This window comes from Pseudomonas sp. LBUM1662, from assembly GCF_059695915.1.
Genome location: NZ_CP166793.1, coordinates 1,759,347 through 1,780,275, shown reverse-complemented (window position 1 = coordinate 1,780,275; position 20,929 = coordinate 1,759,347). Strand labels below are relative to the sequence as shown.

Here is a 20,929-nt window from a genome sequence, read left to right as displayed (position 1 = left end):
TAAAACTGTTACTTTTTTGAAGAGCTTGGGCGAGGGGATCGCCGAAGGGTCGCGAATCATACGCTCATGGGAGCGTTTGCGCATCAGAGACTAGCTGATGATTGCCTGCTTATTTGCTTTTGCGCCGAACGGCGCCGCCGAGTTTGATCAACCTGAGCGCCGACTCCGCGAGCACCGTGCGCTTGTCAGCCTTGTCGAGTTTCTTCCAGGCCTTGATCTCACGCTTGCTGCGGCCGCAGCCGAGGCAGATGTCGTCGGTGAATTTGCAGACGCTGATGCACGGGTCTTTGGTAGAGCTCATCAAATACTCCAGAAAACACAACCCCCCTGTGGGAGCGGGCTTGCTCGCGAATGCGGTGGGTCAGTCGACATCTTTGTTGCCTGACCCACCGCATTCGCGAGCAAGCCCGCTCCCACAGGGATTTCTATTGTTCTCAGGGTTGGGGTCAGTCGTCGAATTCGCGGCGTTCGGCTTCGATGGCTTCGGCCAGTGCCCGGGCTTCGGCTTCTTCGTCGCTCAATTCGGGCTCGGGTTTCGATTGTTCGAGCGCGGCGACGGCAGCCAGGAGTTTTTCGCGCGCTTCGGCGACGCCAAGCACGTCATCCTCAAGCTCCTCTTCCGGCTCGTCTTCGACTGCGGGTTCGGGCTCGACCTGATGTTCAACTTCGATTTCCGGCTCCGGCAGCTCCAGCACCGTTTCGGACTCCGTCACCGCGCTATCGCGCAGAATGTCGTCAAAGTCGGTCTTGAGCCCTTCCTCCATGGTGTCCAGCTCCAACAGCAACGTATGGAAACTGGTTTCCTCCTTGGGCTCTTCCGGCTCGGCGCTGGCATCCGCCAGTTCCTGCAAGCTGGCCGGGACTGGCGCGTCGTCGAAATCGAGTACCGGATCAGGCTCCAGCTCCCGCAACTCGGCCAGCGGCGGCAAATCGTCGAGGTTCTTCAGGTTGAAGTGATCGAGAAACGCCTTGGTGGTAGCGAACATCGCCGGTTTGCCGGGCACGTCGCGGTAACCGACGATGCGGATCCACTCGCGTTCCAGCAGGGTCTTGACGATGTGACTGTTGACCGCCACGCCCCGCACGTCTTCGATCTCGCCCCGGGTGATCGGCTGTCGGTAAGCGATCAGAGCGATGGTTTCGAGCATGGCGCGCGAATAACGCTGCGGGCGTTCTTCCCACAGCCGTCCCACCCACGGCGAGAACTTTTCGCGGATCTGCAGGCGATACCCGGAAGCCACTTCCTTCAACTCGAAGGCGCGACCGTCGCAGGACTTGGCCAGAATCGTCAGGGCTTTCTTGAAGACCGGCGGCTCCGGCCGCTCGCCCTCTTCGAAGAGTTCGAAAAGGCGTTCAAGCGATTGCGGTTTTCCCGAGGCCAACAGAAAGGCTTCAAGCAGTGGCGCCAGCTCGCGGGGTTCAGTCAGGTTCATGATTCAACTCGTTATTCGGCTCGGGCTCGCACATGTATCGCCGCGAACGGCTCATTCTGCACCAGCTCGACCAAAGATTCCTTGACCAGTTCGAGGATCGCCATAAAGGTCACCACCACCCCCAGACGTCCTTCTTCAGCGGTGAACAGCTCGACAAAGGGCACGAAACCGCCGCCCTTGAGCCGGTCCAGCACATCGCTCATGCGTTCGCGGGTGGACAGCGCCTCGCGGCTGACCTGGTGGCTTTCGAACATGTCGCCACGGCGCAGGACCTCGGCCATGGACAGCAGCAGCTCTGACAAACGCACATCCGGCAACAGCTTGCGCGCCCGGGCTTCCGGGGCATCCAGCTTCGGCACCACCACGTCACGGCCAACACGGCTCAGGCCATCGATGCCTTCCGCCGCTGCCTTGAAGCGTTCGTACTCCTGCAAGCGACGGATCAGCTCGGCGCGCGGGTCGTCTTCTTCGTCTTCGATGGTTTCGGCACGCGGCAACAGCATCCGCGACTTGATTTCGGCCAGCATCGCGGCCATCACCAGGTACTCGGCGGCCAGTTCCAGGCGTACCGACTGCATCAACTCGACATACCCCATGTACTGGCGGGTGATTTCCGCCACGGGGATGTCGAGGATGTTGATGTTCTGTTTGCGGATCAGGTACAGCAGCAGGTCGAGGGGGCCTTCGAAGGCTTCAAGGAAAACCTCTAGCGCATCCGGCGGGATGTACAGGTCCAGCGGCATTTCCAGGACCGCCTGGCCATAGACCATGGCGAAGGGCAGCTCTTGCTGGGCGCCGGCCTGACTGTCGACAACGGGTTCTACTGCAGACATCTACGCCTCGGCCATGAACGGCGTCGGGTCGCCGCAACCGACACGGATCACTTCCGGCTCGCCGTCGGCGAGGTTGATCACGGTGGACGCTTTGATCCCGCCGAAACCGCCATCGATGATCAGGTCGACCTGATGCTCGAGTATCTGGCGCATTTCGTACGGATCGCTCATCGGATCGGTTTCGCCGGGCAGGATCAGGGTCACGCTCATCAATGGCTCGCCCAATTCTTCCAGCAGCGCCAGGGCTATCGGATGGCTTGGCACCCGCAGGCCGATGGTGCGTTTTTTCGGGTGCAGCAACAGCCGCGGGACTTCGCGGGTGGCGTTGAGAATGAAGGTGTAAGGCCCCGGCAGGTGCGCCTTGAGCAGGCGGAAGGTGCCGGTATCGATCTTCGCGAACAGCCCCAGCTGCGACAGGTCGCTGCAAATCAGCGCAAAATTGTGTTTGTCATCCAGCCCGCGCAAACGGCGTACGCGCTCCACGGCAACCTTGTCGCCGATCTGGCAACCAATGGCGTAGGACGAGTCTGTGGGATAAATCACCACCCCGCCGCTGCGGATGATCTCGACAGCCTGTTTGATCAGGCGCGCTTGCGGGTTTTCCGGATGAATCTGGAAAAATTGACTCACATTCTCTACCTGTTCAGACGGCGGCAATAATTGGGTCATGTTTGAATCGACACCACAGTGGTGGCAGATCCTCCGGAAGCGGGCGGTATTCGCCGATCTCGGACCAGCCTCCAGGGCCATGAAAATCACTGCCGGCGCTGACCAGCAGACCGAACTCGCGGGCCAGAATGGCCAGGCTGCCCACTTGCTCGGCGGGCTGATGGCCATTGACCACTTCAATTGCGTGGCCCCCGGCTTGAATATAGTCAGAAATCAGGCGGCGACGCTTGCTGCGAGTGAAATCGTAGTGCCACGGATGCGCCAGGCTGACCCAGGCCTTCGCGGCCCGCAGGGTTTCGACCGTGTCTTCCAAGGTCGGCCAGTGCTGCTTGACGTCGCCCAGTTTGCCGGCGCCCAGCCATTTGCGGAACGCTTCGGCGCGATCCTTTACAAAACCTTCACGCACCATCCAGTCGGCGAAGTGCGGGCGGGCGGGCGCATTGCCGCTGTCGCCCAGTTCCTGCTGGATGGCCCGTGCACCTTCCAGCGCGCCGGGCATGCCTTTCAACGCCAGCTTGCGGCTTATTTCTTCGGACCGCAGCCAGCGGCCATCGTGCAATTTGGCGATCGCCTCGACCAACGGTACGGCATTGACATCAAATCCGTAGCCGAGCACATGAATGGTCGCGCCGCCCCAGGTGCAGGACAATTCGACGCCGTTCACCAGTTGCATCCCCAGCGCTGTTGCCGCGCTGCGGGCCTCATCGAGGCCTTCAAGGGTGTCGTGATCGGTCAAGGCCAGGACTCGCACGCCTTTCTCGAACGCACGCGCCACCAGGACAGCAGGCGCGAGAGCGCCATCGGAGGCGGTGCTATGGCAGTGCAAATCGACATTCACGGGGATGTGTTACCTCAAATCAGCTGGCGCTATCGCGCGCCCATATGTTTGTTATTATGCCGCCACATCCTGCTTCTGGCTGCCACTGTGAAACAATTCATCGATTTCATCCCGCTCCTGCTGTTTTTCATCGTTTTCAAAATTGATCCACGGGTCGTCGACATCGGCGGTTATCAATTGACTGTAGGCGGTATTTACAGCGCCACCGCGATGCTGATCATCAGCTCCCTGGTGGTGTACGGCGCGCTGTTCATCAAGCAGCGCAAGCTGGAGAAGAGCCAGTGGCTGACCCTCATCGCCTGCCTGGTCTTCGGCAGCCTGACCCTGGCGTTCCACAGCGAAACCTTCCTGAAGTGGAAAGCGCCGGTGGTCAACTGGCTGTTCGCCCTCGCGTTCATTGGCAGCCACTTCATCGGCGACCAACTGCTGATCAAGCGCATCATGGGCCACGCACTGACCCTGCCGGACCCGGTCTGGACGCGCCTGAACATCGCCTGGATCGGCTTTTTCCTGTTTTGCGGTGCCGCCAACCTGTTCGTCGCGTTCACGTTCCAGAGCTACTGGGTCGACTTCAAAGTCTTCGGCAGCCTGGGCATGACGTTGCTGTTCCTGGTCGCCCAGGGCATTTACCTGTCCCGCCACCTGCACGACGCCGATACCACCACGCCAAAAACCGAGGACTGACATGCTTTACGCAATCATTGCCACAGACGTCGCCAACTCCCTGGAAGCCCGCCTGGCCGCACGGCCTGCCCACCTCGAGCGCCTGCAAGTGCTCAAGGGCGAAGGTCGTATCGTATTGGCCGGTCCGCATCCGGCGGTCGACAGCAATGATCCGGGCGCTGCGGGTTTCACCGGCAGCCTGATCGTCGCCGAATTCGATTCCCTGAGCGCCGCCCAGGCCTGGGCCGATGCCGATCCGTACATCGCCGCCGGCGTCTACGCCAACGTTTCGGTCAAGCCGTTCAAGCAAGTCCTGCCATAAAGTCCTGCCTCGCGGTGAACCTTGTCGGTTCATCGCGCTCTCAACGCTCATTATTCTCGTTTAACGGCCGACAACCTGCCCAATACTCGTATTGGAATCAGGAGTGGCGATGCGCAAAGGTCCGTTGTGTCTGATGTTGGTGACGTTGTCGATCGTGGCCCCTGCCCACGGTGAAGAAAACGCCGAGGGTCATAGCTCGACGCCGCTGTCGTTGAGTGCCGGCAGCCAGATCACTGAGTTGCAGCAGCGCTTGAAGGTCAGCGAACAGCAACGAGAAGAACTGAGCAAGCAATTGCAGAATACCGACGCGGAACGCGAAAGCGCTCAGCTGAGCCGTTTGCGCCAGGAGAATCAGCGCCTCAAGCTGCAACTCAAGGAAGCCCAGGCCAGCAATCCGCTGCCACGTCTGCTGACTGATCAGCAGCAATGGTTCGTAATCGGAGGTGGGGTTGCACTATTGGCCCTGCTCTGCGGTATCTTCGCCAGCGGTGCCACCAGAAAACGTCGGCAATGGCTAAATTGAGTGAGTGATGAGCGAGCTGTTATTAATTGATGATGACCAGGAGCTGTGCGAGCTCCTGAGCAGTTGGCTGAGCCAGGAAGGCTTTCAGGTCCGTGCCTGTCACGACGGCCAGAGTGCCCGCCGTGCGCTGGCTGAAACCTCCCCCGCCGCCGTGGTGCTGGACGTGATGCTGCCAGACGGCAGCGGTCTGGAACTGCTCAAGCAATTGCGCAGCGATCACCCGGACTTGCCGGTGCTGATGCTGTCTGCGCGTGGCGAGCCACTGGATCGTATCCTCGGCCTGGAACTCGGCGCCGACGATTACCTGGCCAAGCCGTGCGACCCACGGGAACTGACAGCCCGTTTGCGCGCGGTACTGCGCCGCAGTCATCCGGCGGCGGTGTCCAGCCAGCTCGAACTCGGCGACCTGTGCTTCAGCCCGGTGCGTGGCGTGGTCAGCATCGACGAACAGGAATTCACCCTCACCGTCTCCGAAAGTCGTCTGCTTGAAGCCCTGCTCAAGCAACCCGGCGAGCCGCTGGACAAACAGGAACTGGCGCAAATCGCCCTCGGCCGCAAGCTGACCCTGTATGACCGCAGCCTGGACATGCACGTCAGCAACCTGCGCAAAAAGATCGGCCCGCACCCCGACGGCCGCCCGCGCATCGTCGCCCTGCGTAGCCGCGGCTATTACTACAGCCTCTGAACCCGACTCGACCCCTGTAGGAGCTGTGTAGGAGCTGTGTAGGAGCTGTGTAGGAGCTGTGTAGGAGCTGTGTAGGAGCTGTGTAGGAGCTGTGTAGGAGCTGTGTAGGAGCTGTCGAGTGAAACGAGGCTGCGATCTTTTGATCTTGTTTTTAAAGAATCAAAGTCAAAAGATCGCAGCCTCGTTTCACTCGACAGCTCCTACAGGGGTTGGGTATGTCAGCAATGAGGTGGATTTGTCAGGAAGGTCGAAACCCGTCTTTACCCAAGCTTTACGCTCCGCTGACCGCCGCTGACCTTGATCTCCGTAATCTGAACTCATCCGGAACGTACCGGGAACGAGACAAGGAGATTCACCATGCGCAAGACTCTTATCGCTCTGATGTTCGCTGCCGCCCTGCCGACCGTAGCCATGGCCATGCCTGAAGGTGCCGGCCCGATGGGTGGCCCGCTGGACGGCCCGCGCCACGGCGGTCAGATGCACGGCATGCACGGTAAAGGCCCGTACAGCCAGCTGGACCTGAGCCGCGAACAGCGCGAGCAGATCCGCAAAATCATGGGCGAGCAGATGCACGAGCGTAAGCAAGTGGTCGACAAGTACCTGGAGAAACTCTCGCCAGCCGACCAGAAAGCCATGAAAGATGAAATGGCCGCCAACCACAAAAAAGCTGAAGCCGATGTCCGTGGCCTGCTGAAACCGGATCAACAGAAGAAATTCGACGAGATCCAGAAGAAAAAGGCTGAGCGCCGCGCCGAATGGGCCGAGTTCAAGGCGTGGAAGGCGCAACAACCGCAAAAAGCGCAATAATGCGTTAACCCGGACCCGACGGCTAACCCCGTCGGGTTTTTTGCCATTGTAGGAGCGAGCGGTGCGGCGATCCGACTTGCCCGCGAAAGCGATTTCATGATCAACAGCGGTGTTGAATGTTAAATCGCTTTCGCGGGCAAGCCTCGCTCCTACAGGTCGGCCCGCTCCCACATTGGTTTTCATTGTCTGAGGATTTTCTGTGCGCTCATTGTTCTGGCGTATCCTGGCCAGCTTCTGGCTGGCCATCGCTCTGGTTGCAGGGCTGTCCATTCTGCTGGGGCACATGCTTAACCAGGACGCGTGGATTCTCAGCCGCCACCCGGGCCTCAACACCCTCGCCGAACAATGGACACAAACCTACGAAGCCCAGGGCGAAGAAGCGGCCCAGGACATTCTGGAGCAGCGCAAACGCCAGTATCACATCGACGTTCAGGTGCTCAACGAGAGCGGCGACCCGGTGGTGCGCGGCACCTTCCCCCGCCGTGCAGCGGCTTTCGAAGCACGGCAGAACAACGACGATCGCCGCCTGCCGTGGCGACGTCTGACCGACGAATACACCAGCGCAAAAACCGGCGACACCTACCTGCTGATCTACCGTATTCCACACCCGGAACTGGACTCATGGCACCGCGAAAGCCTGCTCTGGCCGTTGAGCGCGCTGGGTATTGCGCTGGTGGTGCTGACCCTCTTCAGCCTGTTCGTGACCTTGTCCATCACCCGACCGCTCAACCGCTTGCGCGGCGCGGTGCATGACCTTGGGCAAACCACCTATCAGCAGAACAGCCTGGTGAAACTCGCCAACCGTCGCGACGAGTTTGGTGTGTTGGCCAACGACTTCAACCGCATGGGCGCGCGCCTGCAAAGCCTGATCGGCAGCCAGCGGCAATTGCTGCGCGATGTGTCCCATGAACTGCGTTCACCGCTGGCGCGACTGCGCATTGCCTTGGCGCTGGCCGAACGGGCCACTCCCGAAGAACGGGAAAAACTCGCGCCACGCTTGACCCGTGAGTGCGATCGACTCGAAGCGCTGATCAGCGAAATCCTCGTGCTGGCGCGGGTCGATGCCGACAACGCCAGTGCTGAAGACGTGGACCTGAATGCGTTGCTCAACACGCTGCAGAAGGACGCGCAATTGGGTTCGCCGGAGCAGACCGTGCGCCTCGACGCCGAACCGCAGCTGAACCTCAAAGGCTGGCCGACGATGATCGAGCGTGCCCTCGACAACTTGCTGCGCAACGCCCAGCGCTTCAATCCCGTGGGGCAGTCAATTGAAATGCAGGCGGTGCGTCAGGGTGAGCGGATTGTGGTCAGCGTCAGGGACCATGGGCCCGGTGTCGATGCCGAGCATTTGAATCTGCTGGGTGAGCCGTTCTATCGGGCACCGGGGCAGAGCGCGGCCGGGCATGGCTTGGGATTGGCCATTGCGCGTCGCGCGGCAGAGCGGCATGGCGGGAGCCTGGTGCTGGCCAATCATCCGCAAGGCGGATTCATTGCCAGCCTGGAATTGCCGTTGGTGCCAGGCGCAGTAATTCAACCGTAACGCAGTGGTGACTTGAAAGATCGCAGCCTCGTTTTACTCGACAGCTCCTACAAGGTTTACGCGTGCCCCTGTAGGAGCTGTCGAGTGAAACGAGGCTGCGATCTCTTGATCTTCAGCCCTTAGGCCAGGCGCTGACAAACTCAGTCAAATCCACCTTCTCCGCCACGCGCGGTTCTTTCTGCGGCGTGCCCAGGTAAAGAAACGCGATGACCTCTTCTCCCTCCGCCAACCCCAAACCCTTGGCCACATGCGCCGAATAGGCCAGATCCCCTGTGCGCCACACCGCACCAATACCTTGCGCATAAGCCGCCAGCAGAATCCCGTGAGCCGCACATCCCGCCGCCAGCAATTGCTCGGATTTCGGGTATTTGACGTGATCCTGTATCCGCGCAATCACCACGACCACCAGCGGCGCACGCAATGGGCCGTTACGTGCCTTGTCCAACGCCGCTTCGGACACGTCGCTGTCTTGCAGCTTCGCCGCTTCGGCCAGCAACTCGCCCATCTGCTCGCGCGCTGCACCTTCCACTGTCAAAAATCGCCAAGGCTGCAAATGGCCGTGGTCCGGCGCGCGCATTGCGGCGGCAAACAGCACTTCACGCTGTTCTGCAGTGGGGGCCGGTTCGAGCAGTCGTGGAACGGAAACACGGTTGAGCAAAGCGTCGAGAGCCTGCATCGGCCACCTCCTGAAAAATATGTGCGGCTATTCTAGCTGCAAGTGCGTTGGCGGTGCCGGTTTACATGCCCTGCCCCGCAGGTAGAATGGCGGCCTTCCCTTCTTCAGCCCGAGCGGACTTCATGGCGTTGCCGACCTTACGGACTATTGGTTTTATCATCGGCATCTTCCTGATCACGCTGGCCATCGCCATGGTCGTGCCCATGGCCACGCTGGTGATTTTCGAACGCACCGGCGATCTGCCGTCGTTCCTCTGGGCGAGCATGATCACCTTTGTCGCAGGCCTCGCGCTGGTCATCCCCGGTCGCCCGGAACACGTGCACCTGCGGCCGCGCGACATGTACCTGCTGACCGTCAGCAGCTGGCTTGTGGTGTGCATCTTCGCCGCGTTGCCGTTTCTGCTGACCCAGCACATCAGCTACACCGACTCGTTCTTTGAAAGCATGTCCGGCATCACCGCCACTGGTTCGACGGTGCTCACGGGCCTGGACAACATGTCCCCCGGCATCTTGATGTGGCGCTCGTTGCTGCACTGGATTGGCGGCATCGGCTTTATCGGCATGGCGGTAGCGATTCTGCCGCTGCTGCGCATCGGTGGCATGCGGCTGTTCCAGACAGAATCGTCCGACCGCTCCGAAAAGGTCATGCCCCGCTCGCACATGGTGGCGCGCTTGATCGTTGCCGCGTATGTGGGCATCACCATTCTCGGCAGCCTGGCGTTCTGGTGGGCCGGAATGAGCCCGTTCGATGCGATCAACCATGCGATGTCGGCGATCTCCACAGGCGGGTTCTCCACCTCGGACCAGTCCCTGGCCAAGTGGACGCAGCCTGCCGTGCATTGGGTGGCGATCGTCATCATGATTCTCGGCAGCCTGCCGTTCACCCTGTACGTGGCGACCTTGCGCGGCAACCGTCGGGCACTGATCAAGGATCAGCAGGTTCAAGGCTTGCTCGGCATGTTGCTGGTGACCTGGCTGGTGCTCGGCACCTGGTACTGGTGGACCACCAAACTGCATTGGCTGGAGGCGCTACGGCATGTGGCGCTGAACGTGACCTCGGTGGTCACGACGACAGGATTTGCACTGGGGGACTACAGCCTGTGGGGCAATTTCTCGCTGATGCTGTTCTTCTACCTGGGTTTTGTCGGCGGTTGCTCGGGCTCGACGGCGGGCGGGATCAAGATTTTCCGTTTCCAGGTCGCCTACATCCTGCTCAAGGCCAACCTTAACCAATTGATTCACCCGCGCGCGGTGATCAAGCAGAAGTACAACGGCCACCGTCTCGACGAAGAGATCGTGCGGTCGATCCTGACCTTTTCATTCTTCTTCGCCATCACCATCTGCGTGATTGCATTGCTGCTGTCGCTGCTCGGTGTCGACTGGATGACCGCCCTGACTGGTGCGGCCAGCACCGTGTCCGGCGTCGGTCCGGGACTGGGCGAGACCATCGGCCCGGCGGGTAACTTCGCCACCCTGCCGGACGCCGCCAAGTGGATTCTCTCGTTCGGCATGCTGCTGGGCCGACTGGAGATCATTACGGTGTTTGTTCTGTGTATTCCTGCGTTCTGGCGCCACTGACAACCGCCGGCGTGCCCGTCAGCCGCGCCCGGTACTCGCCGGGCGTTGCGTCGAACCAGCGCCTGAAGGCGCGGAAGAAGTTGCTCGGGTCGGCGAACCCCAACAGGTAGGCAATTTCCAGCAAGGTCATGCTGGGCTGCGCCAGGTATTGCTCGGCCAGTTCACGTCGAGTGTCGTCCAGCAACGTTTGAAAACTGGTGCCTTCTTCCTGCAAGCGGCGCTGCAACGTGCGCTGCGACAAGTGCAGCGTCTGTGCCACCGTATCGCGCTTGGGTTCGCCCTGGGGCAGCAAACGGCACAGCACCTGCCGCGCCTTGTGGGTGACGCGGCTCTCGGAAAACCGCGCCAGGTATTCGCCGGCAAACCGGTCATGCAACAACGCCATCGCCTCGTTCGCGGTCGGCAGTGGCGCCTCCATGTCGGCGCGTTCGAAGATCAAGGCGTCATAAGGCGCGTTGAACACCAGCGGCGCATGGAAAGCGAGTTTATAGGGTTCGAGATCGACGGGCTGATTGCCCTGGATCAGCACCTTGCGCGGTTGCAACGTGCGCCCGGTCAACCAGCCGCACAGCGCCAGCGCGCAGGCCAGCGACGCTTCGGCGCTCTGGCGGGTCGGTGGCAAGTGATCGCCGTGCACCGTCAGAATCAGCGCATACCCTTCATCCAGCAGGCGGAAACTCAGGTCAGCACTTTCGGCAATGATCCGCTGATAGCGCACCAGCCGCTGAAAGCCTTCGGCCAGGGTCTGGCTGGACATCAGCGCGTAGCCGGCCACATGAAAAGAGGCCGGTCGCACCACCTTGCCCATGTTCAGGCCAATCGCCGGGTTGCCCGACAGCTCGACCGCGCGCTGCCACAGCCGTGTCATGGAGTCTTGCGGGAAGCGCGCATCCGGATCATCCAGCGATGCGTAGTCAAGCCCCAGCTGCTTGAACAGTGCCCGGCAATCCAGGCCGTCCATTTCCAGTGCTTTGACAATCCCCATCGCCCAGCTTGCAGAAGTCGTTCGTTCGCTCATGGCGTTTACTTACTGTTTTGTGAGCCGTCTACCGCGGCAAATTTGCGAAGGATACTAAAGTGGCGCCCATTGTCACTGGCTGATGCCAATGATCACTCTAGACTCAAATAAGCTACCCGCAGAACAACTTGCAATCAGAACAATAACCACAGAGATCGCAGTCGTGGAAAACATCAGACGTTTCAACAGCTTCGCTGAGTTCTACCCGTATTACCTCAGCGAACATAGCAACAGCACCTGTCGACGATTGCATTTTGTCGGTACCAGCCTGGTCATCTTCATTCTGGCGCTGACCATCGGCAAAGGCGCCTGGTTGATGCTGCTGGCCTTGCCGCTGGCGGGTTACAGCTTCGCCTGGGTCGGGCATTTCTTCTTCGAGAAGAACCGCCCCGCCACGTTCCAGCATCCTCTTTATAGTCTGCTCGGCGACTTTGTCATGTACCGCGACATGCTTCTGGGTCGCGTGCCGTTCTAGGCTCCATTGGCCAGCAAAGCGTCCTGCGTAGCCAGTGCGATATTGGATCCAAGTCCTACACTCAAGACATCCCTTTCGATAGAACAAGAGGATAGCTGATGAACGCCAACGCCCGATTCACCCACATGCAGGACGGCACGCAGGAAGACTGGGCAATCATCGCCGCCGACTTCAGTGCCTACGCCAAGCAATTGCCGTCACGAATTGTGGCGCACCTGAAATTGCTGGAGGGTGATTTTGGCGGCTTCCCGGTGGATCGTCTGACCCACTCCTTGCAAACCGCCAGCCGTGCCTGGCGCGATGGCCGCGATGAAGAATATGTGGTCTGCGCGCTGCTTCACGACATCGGCGACACGCTGGGTTCCTACAACCATCCGGACATCGCTGCTGCAATCCTCAAGCCGTTCGTCAGTGCCGAGAACCTGTGGATGGTGGAGAAGCACGGAATATTCCAGGGGTATTACTTCTTTCATCACCTGGGGATGGATCGGCATTTACGCGAGCAATTCAACGGGCATCCGCAGTATCAGGCGACCATTGAATTTTGTGCCAAGTACGATGCGGCGGCGTTTGATCCGGCTTATGAGACATTACCGCTGAGCTTCTTTGAACCGATGATGGAGCGGTTGTTTGCGCAGCCGAAGAATTCGATTTACAAAGCGGCGATGGAGGAACATTCGCCGGCTTGAGATCAAAAGATCGCAGCCTCGTTTTACTCGACAGCTCCTACAGGTGTACGCATGGCCCTTGTAGGAGCTGTCGAGTGAAACGAGGCTGCGATCTTTTTGATATTGCTGTTCACGCCGGCTCTGCAATCTTCAAGGCTTTCAACTCCGCTTCCCGCGCCTGCGCATCCGCCAACCGATACAACTCGATCGACCCGTCCCAATGCTCGATCAACGCCGTGCACGACTCCACCCAGTCCCCGCAATTGAGGTAATCCACCCCGCCGACCTTGCGAATCTCGGCATGGTGAATGTGCCCGCACACCACCCCATGCAACTCGCGTTTCACGCACTCGTGGGCGATGGCTTCTTCGAAATCGCTGATGAAACTGACTGCGGTTTTCACCTTGTGCTTTAGGTACGCCGACAACGACCAGTAGCCGTAGCCATATCGGGCGCGCCAGTGATTGAGCCAGCGGTTGAGGGTCAGGGTGAACTCGTAGGCCGAATCGCCCAGAAACGCCAGCCAGCGGTGATAACGGGTGATCACGTCGAACTGGTCGCCATGGATCACCAACAGATGGCGACCATCGGCGGTCACGTGCACCGCTTCGTCCACCAGCTGGATATTGCCCAGAATCAGCTTCGAGTAGCGGCGCAGGAATTCGTCGTGGTTGCCGGTGACGTAGATCACCTCGGTGCCGCGCTTGCTCATGGTCAGCAAGCGGCGGATCACGTTGGTGTGCGCCTGAGGCCAGTACATGCCGCCGCGCAGTTTCCAGCCGTCGATGATGTCGCCGACCAGGTAGATCTTGTCCGCGTGATAGCCCTTGAGAAACTGCGACAGGTGTTCGGCCTGGCAGTCCCGGGTGCCCAAATGCACATCGGAAATCCACAAGGTCCGCACACGTTGCTTACGGCTGGGTTTGGCGAGCTCGGCGCTGGTCATGGGCAACCCTCTGGGCAAGTTTTGGCAAGCTTGCGCCGGTCCGGTTAATTGCCCATGACAACCGCGAGTCAATCCTGTGACAACGCCCGGCCGGTGTAGACTGGCCGCATCTAGACTTGGAGACCTGCGATGAGACCGATCCTCACGCTTCGCCAATACACCAAAGACCTGATCGTCCACAGCCACGACCACGCGCAACTGGTGTTCGGGCTGTCGGGTGCGCTGGATTTCGAGGTCGACGGGCATGGCAGTCAGGTGGTTCAGCAAAGTTTCGTGGTGGTGCCGTCGGGTTTCCATCATGCCTGCGGCAGCAGCAATGGCAGCCGCTGCCTGGTGCTGGATATACCGAGCGATCAATGGGTTTCGCAGTCCCTTGGCGATCACGCCGACGCCAGCCGCCGGTTGCTCGACAACGCCGGTCGCCTGCCGCTGGATGCCGGGCAAAGCCAATTGGTGAGTTGGTTGGCGGGCAGTCAGGTCAGTGACCCGCTGATTGCCCAGCAAGGTGCGGTGCTGCTGTTGGCCAGCCTCAACAACGCCAGGCCTGAAATCGTGGGCGGTCGACGCCTGCCGTATGCGGCGCTGAATGTGCACATCGATCAGTACGCGGCGTATCCGCTGCAAGTCGCCGATCTGGCAGGCATCGCCGGGTTGTCCAGTGCTCGGTTGCATGCGCGGTTTATCGCTGAATGCGGGCAGACGCCCATGGATTACATCCGCAGTCGGCGGCTGCATATTGCGGTGGGGCTGTTGCGGGATTCGCCATTGCCCATCGGCGAGATTGCCAGTCGGGTCGGTTACAGTTCTCAAAGTGCGTTTGCGGCGGCGGTGTTGCGCGAGTTTGGGGCGACCCCGGGCAAACTGCGGCGCGAGGCTGGCGACAAAAGTCGATAGTTTGCCGACAGACACAACCGGCGCCACACGGTTCAATGTAGGACCGTTGGACTGCTGAACTGTAGGACTGTAGGAGCTGTCGAGTGAAACGAGGCTGCGATCTTTTGATCTTGTTTTTTAAAATCAAAGTCAAAAGATCGCAGCCTCGTTTCACTCGACAGCTCCTACAGTCCCACGTAGTCCCACGTAGTCCCATGTAGTCCCATGTAGTCCCACGGCCATACTGGGTCGGCGGCGTTTGTTGGCCCGGTTCAATATCAAGGAATGCAATGACTCCCCGTACCGCCCTTGGCGCCCTGCATATCGGCGCATTGATGTTCGGCCTGACCGGTGTGTTCGGCAAACTCGCTACCGCCTCGCCCGCCGTCATCGTGTTTGGCCGTGCAGCATTTGCCGTGCTCGCCCTGGCGGTGTTCGCGCGGTTCGCCAGCAACACGCGCTGGTACAAACTCGAAGCGCAGGACTGGCGCCGTCTGCTGCTCAGCGGTTTGCTGCTGGCCGGGCATTGGGTGAGTTTCTTCATTGCGGTGAAAGTCGCCGGCGTGGCGATCGCGACCCTAGGTTTCGCCAGCTTCCCGGCGTTCACCGTGATCCTCGAAGGGCTGATATTCCGCGAGCGGATCCGCGCCAATGAAATTCTGCTAGTGGTGCTGGTGAGTATTGGTCTGGTGCTGGTCACGCCTGACTTCGATCTGGCGAGCGGCGCCACCACCGGTTTGCTCTGGGCCGTCGGTTCGGGCTTGCTGTTCGCCCTGCTGTCGCTGACCAACCGCGCCAGCTCCGGAAGAATCCCGCCGGTGCAGGCGGCGCTGTGTCAGAACGTGGTGGTCGCGCTGTGTTTGCTGCCGGTGGCGGCACCGCAGTTGAGCGAAGTCCGCGCCATCGACTGGCTCTGGATCGGTTTGCTCGGGGTGTTCTGCACCGGTGTCGCCCACAGCTTGTTCGTCGCCAGCCTGGCGGTGATCAAGGCGCGCACCGCCGCGGTGGTGTTCGCCCTGGAGCCGGTCTACGGGATCACCATGGCCTGGCTGTTGTTCAATGAAAACCCGACGCTGCGCATGCTGATCGGCGGCGCATTGATCATCGTCGCGATCGTGGTCTCCAGCAGACTGTCCGGCGGCTCAAGCAAAAAAACCGTGGCCGCCGAAGCCGCGTCTCACTGAGTGCGGTCGTTGTGGCCGAGGTCGCGGTCAGGGTCGATCTGATCGCGGACCCGCTGCTTGAGCACCTTGGCCTCCGGAAAACCACCGTCGGCCTTGCGCTCCCAGAGCTGCACATCGTCACAAAAAATATGGAATACGCCACCAGTGCCGGGCACCAGCGACACTTTGCCCAGGTCATCGCCGAAGGTGCTGAGCAGCTCCTGGGCCAGCCAGGCCGCACGCAACAGCCATTGGCATTGCGTGCAATAGGTGATGATGATTTCCGGTTTATGCGTGGTCATGATGGGCAGGACTCCTGAGCCAGAGGGCGCCGCTATAGTAGTGGCTCAGCGGATTCCGGCCAACAGGCTCCGGGCGGTCTGCTTGAGCGGCTCATCGCCTTCCTTCAGCAACTCGTTGAGCAATTCGATGGCGCTGTCCAGATCGCCGTCATCGATACAGGTCTGGGCTTGTTCCAGCTTGTCGGCGCTGGTCGGCTCGGCTGGCAGCAAATTTAACGGCTCAAGTTCCAGTGACGGGCCGGCATCGCTGAATTCGTCAAGAAAATCGTCGTCCAGCGCTTGTGAGTCCGTTTCGGCGTCCCACTCAAGCTCGGGCTCATCCAGCGTTGGTTCTTCAGGCATCTCGAACACATCGGGCAACACGTGCAAATTCGAATTGAATGCAGGTTCTGTTGCGAGAGACGGTGCATTCGAAGGTTTGGCGGTGGATGCATTGTCGAAAGGGCTGATCAGGTCCCAGCTGGAATCCATGGACAGGTCATCCAGGTTCAACTGGAACTCATCGGCAGGTGCCGCTGACGCGGGAGTGATAACTGCCGCTGCGGCCACCGGTGGCGCATTGCCGAGTTTCGGAGAGCGGGCGCGGATCGCTTGAAGCTTGTCTTCGTCAAACCCGTGGTCACGCAGGTTTTTTTCCTGTGCGTCATAGGCGGGAGCATCACCTTGTTTGCCGAGGACTTCCAGCAGTTGCACACCCAGGTCCGTGCGCTGTGGTTCCTTGACCAATGCTTCTCGCAACAAACCGACCGCTTCGGAAAAACGACCATAGGCCAGGTAGATACCAACGCCTTCCAACACATCGCCGGTTGGGGTTTCTTCACGATGTTCGGAAGCGGGTTTCAGCATCGGCTGCACCGCAGATTGCGCCGCACGCTCAAGCACAGGCTCAGGTTGCGAGGGTGAAACGGGCGAAGACTCGGGCAACGCCTGAAGCTGCTGGCGTCGACGTCGAACAAACAGCCCCAGCAACACCAGGGCGATCAGCACCAGCAAGCCGATAATCAGCGGCCAATGGCTAGCCTCGGGTTCTTCAACGACGACGGGCGCAGGCGCCACCGCTGCCGGCGTCACCGGCGGCGCCTGATTGACCTCAGCCAGGTGGGTTTGCAGTTCGCTCACCTGTTTTTTCTGACCCGCAATCTGCTCGTCCTGAGCTTGAAGCTTCGCATTCAGCTCATCGATGGTTTTTTGCAGCTGCTGGTTTTGCAGCACGCTGGCAGCCAGTTGTTCGGCAACAGGATCGGGCACGGGTGCGGAAGGTTGAATGACGGCCGGCGCCGGCGCAGGTTTCTTCGCCGCCGGAGCAGGCGCAGTGGCCGGTTTGACGCTTGGGAATGGAGAGTTTTGCGGGCTGGCAACGGGTTCGTCGTCGGCCGGCACGATCCCCGGCGAACCCGGTGGATCGATCAGCACCGTGTACTCGCGCAGCAAACGGCCGTTGGGCTGATTGAGCTGCACCAGAAAATTCAGGAAAGGTTCGTTGACCGGTTTGTTGGAGGTTACCCGGATCAGGCTGCGGTTGCCGCGCAGGATCGGCGTGAACTTCAGGTCGTTGAGGAAGAACACCCGATCGACGCCGGCACGGGTGAATTCCTCTGCTGTAGCCAGGCTGACCGAGAGCTCGCCCTCCTCCAGCCCACCCACATCCACCAGGCCGATGTCGGCGCGCAACGGCTGATTCAACGCGGAATGAAGGGTAATGTCGCCCAATCCCAGCGCAGGGGCCAATGCCGAGTAAGTGACAGCACCACCGACCAGAAGCAGCCTGGCGCAACACCGCAGTACAACGTGCCAACTCTCGAGCATGAGCATCCCTTAGATAACCAGAACCAACCTGTACGCGTTCGCACATCCGGTACGAACACGATATTGCCTAGTAGTTCTTTATAGTCTGCCCAACGGGGTATCTCAAAAAGCTGACGCGCGGTTATGCCTCAAGATTTTTCCAGGTTGGCCAGAATGTGACCATGGACCCGCATGCACACCTTCAGGTCCGCCTCATCGACGCCATCGAACAATTCGCGGCGCAGTTGCGTGGCAATGGTTTCAATTTGTTCGATCAGAGGACGGGCCGGAGCACAGAGAACGATTTTTTTCGCCCGACGGTCTTCCAGCACCGATTGACGCTGAACCAGGCCCTGGCTTTCCAGGCTGTCGAGCAACCGCGCCAGGGTCGGGCCTTCGACGCCGACGCTTTGCGCCAGTTCACGCTGGGTCGGTGCTTCGTCGAAACGCGCCAGGTGCAGCAGCACCAGCCAGCGCGCCTGGGACAGACCCAGGCCCGCCAGACGGCGATCCAGTTCGGCACGCCAGCCGCGAGACATCTGGGCCAGTTGCATGCCAAAACGGTGTTGATCGGTTAACGGCATAAAACACTCATGATTAGACTGAAATAGAGAAAAACTAATTATTAGTCAGCTAAGCATGACCGTTGGCTTGAGGCAAGGTCTGGTCTGTAGTGAATCGTTACATCACTGTAACAGGTCAGTTAAACCTCGAATTCCGATTGCAGTGCCGCCCGAACGCAGTACAAAACACCTTCCGGCACCCTCCCGGCGAACAGCGCGGCAATTTCCGACACCGGTGGCAACTCACCCTCGCCATCGAGGAAGGCATCCTGTACCTCGCCCATCAACTCTTCGGGCAGGTCCAGCGCTTGCTCGAGCGACAACTGCTGCTTGCCGATCGCTTCGGCGAGCATGGTGTAGACATTCTTTTCCGAACATTGCAGCTGACTGGCGATCTGCAGCGGCGTCATGCCGGCGCGAGCGAGGGTAATCAGTTCGTGGCGCACGTCGGCGACGACTTTCGGCGCCTCGACCTGGCCGCCCAGCACTTCGAGGAAGGCCTCGCCGTAGCGTTCGAGCTTGCGCGCGCCGACGCCGCTGACCGTGGCCATTTCCGCCAGCGAGGTCGGCTGGCTGCGGAGCATTTCCAGCAGTGTCGAGTCGGGGAAGATGACATACGGCGGCACCCCGTGTTCCTCGGCGAGTTTGCGACGCAAGGCGCGCAAGGCCTCCCACTGTTCGCGTTCTTCGCCGCGAACCAGCTGGCTCGCCTGGCTCTTGCTGCTTTTGGCGGTCGTTTGCGGCTTGAGGTCGCGGCGCAGTTCCAGGGTCACTTCGCCCTTGAGCAACGGCCGGCAGGTGTCACTCAGGCGCAGGCCGCCGTAGCCTTCAAGGTCAATGTCGGCCAGACCACGGGCCACCAGCTGGCGGAACAGGGAGCGCCATTCACTCTCGCCCATGGCCTTGCCTACGCCGTACACCGACAGATGTTGATGACCGAAGCTGCGGATCTTTTCGTTATCCTTGCCCAGCAATACATCCACCAGATGCCCGACGCCATAACGCTGACCGGTGCGGTAGATCGCCGAGAGCGCCTGACGGGCCGGCTCGGTGGCGTCCCAGGTTTGCACGCCATCGACGCAGTTGTCGCAATGGCCGCACGGCTCGGGCATGTCTTCGTCGAAGTAGGCCAGCAAGGTTTGGCGACGGCAGCGGGTTTCTTCGCAAAGCGAGAGCATGGCGTCGAGCTTGTGCTGCTCCAGACGCTTGTGGCGCTCGTCGCCTTCGGAGTTTTGCAGCATCTGCTTGAGCATCACCACGTCTTGCAGGCCGTAGGCCATCCAGGCATCCGCCGGCAGGCCATCACGACCGCCGCGACCGGTTTCCTGGTAGTACGCCTCAAGGGATTTCGGCAAATCGAGGTGAGCGACAAAGCGCACGTTCGGCTTGTCGATGCCCATGCCGAACGCCACGGTGGCGACCATGATCAGCCCTTCTTCGTTGAGGAAGCGCTTCTGGTGATGGGCCCGGGTGTCGTTGGGCAGACCGGCGTGGTACGGCAGCGCGGGGAAGCCCTGTTCGCTGAGGAACACCGCGACTTCGTCGACTTTCTTGCGCGACAGGCAATAGACGATGCCGGCGTCACTGCGGCGCTCGGCGAGGAACGCCAGCAACTGCTTGCGCGGCTGCTCCTTGGGCACGATGCGGTAGAAAATGTTCGGACGGTCAAAGCTCGAGAGAAAGCGCTCGGCGTTCTGCAGATGCAAACGGTCGACGATTTCTTCGCGGGTGCGCTTGTCGGCCGTGGCCGTCAGGGCAATACGCGGAACGTTGGGGAACAGCTCCGCCAACTGGCCCAATTGCAGGTATTCACGACGGAAGTCATGGCCCCACTGGGACACGCAGTGCGCTTCGTCAATGGCGAACAGGGCGATTTCAAGGCTTTGCAGGAAGGCCAGCATGCGTGGCTGGACCAGACGCTCGGGCGCCAGATAGAGCATCTTCACTTCGCCGCGCTTGATCCGCGCCGCCAGATCACGCTGCTGCTCGGCGCTCAGCGTGGAGTTCAATGCAGCGGCGGCGACGCCGAGCTCTTCGAGGGTCGCGACCTGATCGTCCATCAGTGCGATCAACGGCGATACCACCACCGCCAGGCCTTCGCGCAGCAGCGCCGGCACCTGGAAGCACAAGGATTTGCCGCCACCGGTAGGCATCAGCACCAGGGCGTCGCCGCCACTGGCCACGCGCTCAATGATTGCACCCTGGCGGCCACGGAAACTGTCGTAGCCGAAGATGTCCTTGAGGACGCGTTGAGCCTGTTCGAGCATAAAAACTCCAAAAATCACAAAAACATCCCTGCAAGGCTGGTTCAGAACCACCAAGGCTGCACCGACAAATCGTAAGTGCGCATTGCATGACGCTTCACATCACAGCCGCGACGCCAGCAGGGCATCACAAAACGCGCGAGTATACCCGACGCCTGCCCGGCAAAGGGTGCCGCTGAGAAGACACACGAATGCCGATGCAACACAAAACCTGTGGGAGCAGGCTCCCACATTTGATTTGTGTACATCTGAAAGAGATTGGTCGGCTGTCAGGCCGCCAAGGTCAAGGGCAAGATCAAAAGATCG

23 protein-coding genes are annotated in these 20,929 nt (G+C 60.3%); 11 read left to right on the top strand and 12 right to left on the bottom strand.

Going from position 1 to position 20,929, the window contains the following annotated elements:
• Positions 1 to 109: 109 nt before the first annotated feature.
• The 5 genes from ACA049_RS07930 to ACA049_RS07910 form a co-directional block, all read right to left on the bottom strand.
• On the bottom strand, positions 110 to 301 hold the full coding sequence (locus ACA049_RS07930; RefSeq protein WP_109628541.1) for a DUF1289 domain-containing protein: 192 nt from the start codon (positions 299 to 301) through the stop codon (positions 110 to 112).
• Positions 302 to 446: 145 nt separating this feature from the next.
• Positions 447 to 1,433, bottom strand: a complete 987-nt coding sequence (scpB, locus tag ACA049_RS07925) for an SMC-Scp complex subunit ScpB (RefSeq protein WP_497334476.1) — start codon at positions 1,431 to 1,433, stop codon at positions 447 to 449.
• A gap of 11 nt (positions 1,434 to 1,444) precedes the next feature.
• On the bottom strand, positions 1,445 to 2,266 hold the full coding sequence (locus ACA049_RS07920) for a segregation and condensation protein A (RefSeq protein ID WP_046032782.1): 822 nt from the start codon (positions 2,264 to 2,266) through the stop codon (positions 1,445 to 1,447).
• On the bottom strand, positions 2,267 to 2,896 hold the full coding sequence (locus ACA049_RS07915) for an L-threonylcarbamoyladenylate synthase (RefSeq protein ID WP_497334474.1): 630 nt from the start codon (positions 2,894 to 2,896) through the stop codon (positions 2,267 to 2,269).
• A 13-nt stretch (positions 2,897 to 2,909) separates the two neighbouring features.
• Positions 2,910 to 3,773, bottom strand: coding sequence for a PHP domain-containing protein (locus ACA049_RS07910; RefSeq protein ID WP_033053481.1), 864 nt, complete (start codon positions 3,771 to 3,773; stop codon positions 2,910 to 2,912).
• Between the two features lie 87 nt (positions 3,774 to 3,860).
• Between ACA049_RS07910 and ACA049_RS07905 the strand changes: the two genes are divergently transcribed.
• The 6 genes from ACA049_RS07905 (at position 3,861) to ACA049_RS07880 (ending at position 8,313) form a co-directional block, all read left to right on the top strand.
• Complete coding sequence (locus ACA049_RS07905; RefSeq protein ID WP_497334472.1) at positions 3,861 to 4,457, top strand: septation protein A; 597 nt, start codon at positions 3,861 to 3,863, stop codon at positions 4,455 to 4,457.
• Between the two features lies 1 nt (position 4,458).
• Positions 4,459 to 4,758, top strand: a complete 300-nt coding sequence (locus tag ACA049_RS07900) for a YciI family protein (RefSeq protein WP_008156126.1) — start codon at positions 4,459 to 4,461, stop codon at positions 4,756 to 4,758.
• Between the two features lie 109 nt (positions 4,759 to 4,867).
• Positions 4,868 to 5,281 carry an SH3 domain-containing protein gene (locus ACA049_RS07895; protein ID WP_497334470.1) on the top strand — a complete coding sequence of 138 codons (414 nt, stop codon included), beginning with the start codon at positions 4,868 to 4,870 and terminating at the stop codon, positions 5,279 to 5,281.
• Between the two features lie 7 nt (positions 5,282 to 5,288).
• Positions 5,289 to 5,966: a response regulator transcription factor gene (locus tag ACA049_RS07890; RefSeq protein ID WP_027922300.1), complete on the top strand. Its 678-nt coding sequence runs from the start codon at positions 5,289 to 5,291 to the stop codon at positions 5,964 to 5,966.
• A 357-nt stretch (positions 5,967 to 6,323) separates the two neighbouring features.
• Positions 6,324 to 6,773: a Spy/CpxP family protein refolding chaperone gene (locus ACA049_RS07885; RefSeq protein ID WP_497334468.1), complete on the top strand. Its 450-nt coding sequence runs from the start codon at positions 6,324 to 6,326 to the stop codon at positions 6,771 to 6,773.
• Positions 6,774 to 6,972: 199 nt separating this feature from the next.
• On the top strand, positions 6,973 to 8,313 hold the full coding sequence (locus ACA049_RS07880; RefSeq protein ID WP_497334466.1) for a sensor histidine kinase: 1,341 nt from the start codon (positions 6,973 to 6,975) through the stop codon (positions 8,311 to 8,313).
• Positions 8,314 to 8,425: 112 nt separating this feature from the next.
• On the opposite strand, the gene ACA049_RS07875 is transcribed toward ACA049_RS07880, so the two are convergent.
• Positions 8,426 to 8,989: an NAD(P)H nitroreductase gene (locus ACA049_RS07875; RefSeq protein ID WP_497334464.1), complete on the bottom strand. Its 564-nt coding sequence runs from the start codon at positions 8,987 to 8,989 to the stop codon at positions 8,426 to 8,428.
• 122 nt (positions 8,990 to 9,111) lie between these two features.
• On the opposite strand from ACA049_RS07875, the gene ACA049_RS07870 reads away from it, so the two are divergent.
• The gene (locus ACA049_RS07870) at positions 9,112 to 10,566 is read left to right on the top strand and encodes a TrkH family potassium uptake protein (RefSeq protein ID WP_497334462.1); all 1,455 of its coding nucleotides are present in this window, start codon (positions 9,112 to 9,114) and stop codon (positions 10,564 to 10,566) included.
• On the opposite strand, the gene ACA049_RS07865 is transcribed toward ACA049_RS07870, so the two are convergent.
• Positions 10,523 to 11,584 (bottom strand): AraC family transcriptional regulator, encoded by a 1,062-nt coding sequence (locus ACA049_RS07865; protein WP_497334460.1) that lies wholly within the window; start codon positions 11,582 to 11,584, stop codon positions 10,523 to 10,525. The two genes, ACA049_RS07870 and ACA049_RS07865, sit on opposite strands and share 44 nt — an antisense overlap.
• 163 nt (positions 11,585 to 11,747) lie before the next feature.
• On the opposite strand from ACA049_RS07865, the gene ACA049_RS07860 reads away from it, so the two are divergent.
• A complete protein-coding gene (locus ACA049_RS07860) occupies positions 11,748 to 12,059 on the top strand; it encodes an Mpo1-like protein (protein ID WP_497334458.1) in 312 nt (103 codons plus the stop codon).
• Between the two features lie 98 nt (positions 12,060 to 12,157).
• Positions 12,158 to 12,748 (top strand): HD domain-containing protein, encoded by a 591-nt coding sequence (locus ACA049_RS07855; protein WP_497334456.1) that lies wholly within the window; start codon positions 12,158 to 12,160, stop codon positions 12,746 to 12,748.
• 109 nt (positions 12,749 to 12,857) lie between these two features.
• Here ACA049_RS07855 and ACA049_RS07850 read toward each other — a convergent pair whose 3' ends face one another.
• Entirely contained in the window at positions 12,858 to 13,673 is an 816-nt protein-coding gene (locus tag ACA049_RS07850; protein WP_010461962.1) for a UDP-2,3-diacylglucosamine diphosphatase, read from the bottom strand.
• A gap of 129 nt (positions 13,674 to 13,802) precedes the next feature.
• On the opposite strand from ACA049_RS07850, the gene ACA049_RS07845 reads away from it, so the two are divergent.
• Together ACA049_RS07845 and ACA049_RS07840 are read left to right on the top strand one after the other, a co-directional pair.
• The gene (locus ACA049_RS07845) at positions 13,803 to 14,567 is read left to right on the top strand and encodes a helix-turn-helix transcriptional regulator (RefSeq protein ID WP_497334453.1); all 765 of its coding nucleotides are present in this window, start codon (positions 13,803 to 13,805) and stop codon (positions 14,565 to 14,567) included.
• A 269-nt stretch (positions 14,568 to 14,836) separates the two neighbouring features.
• Positions 14,837 to 15,730, top strand: a complete 894-nt coding sequence (locus tag ACA049_RS07840; RefSeq protein WP_497334451.1) for a DMT family transporter — start codon at positions 14,837 to 14,839, stop codon at positions 15,728 to 15,730.
• Here the strand turns inward: ACA049_RS07840 and ACA049_RS07835 are convergent.
• The 4 genes from ACA049_RS07835 to recQ all read right to left on the bottom strand — a co-directional run bounded on the left by ACA049_RS07835 (position 15,724) and on the right by recQ (position 20,626).
• Positions 15,724 to 16,011, bottom strand: coding sequence for an Rdx family protein (locus tag ACA049_RS07835; protein ID WP_497334449.1), 288 nt, complete (start codon positions 16,009 to 16,011; stop codon positions 15,724 to 15,726). The genes ACA049_RS07840 and ACA049_RS07835 overlap by 7 nt on opposite strands.
• Before the next feature lie 45 nt (positions 16,012 to 16,056).
• The gene (locus ACA049_RS07830; protein ID WP_497334447.1) at positions 16,057 to 17,817 is read right to left on the bottom strand and encodes a motility hub landmark protein FimV; all 1,761 of its coding nucleotides are present in this window, start codon (positions 17,815 to 17,817) and stop codon (positions 16,057 to 16,059) included.
• A gap of 128 nt (positions 17,818 to 17,945) precedes the next feature.
• A complete protein-coding gene (locus ACA049_RS07825; protein ID WP_497334445.1) occupies positions 17,946 to 18,380 on the bottom strand; it encodes a MarR family transcriptional regulator in 435 nt (144 codons plus the stop codon).
• A gap of 119 nt (positions 18,381 to 18,499) precedes the next feature.
• Complete coding sequence (gene recQ, locus ACA049_RS07820) at positions 18,500 to 20,626, bottom strand: DNA helicase RecQ (protein ID WP_497334443.1); 2,127 nt, start codon at positions 20,624 to 20,626, stop codon at positions 18,500 to 18,502.
• Positions 20,627 to 20,929: the final 303 nt, after the last annotated feature.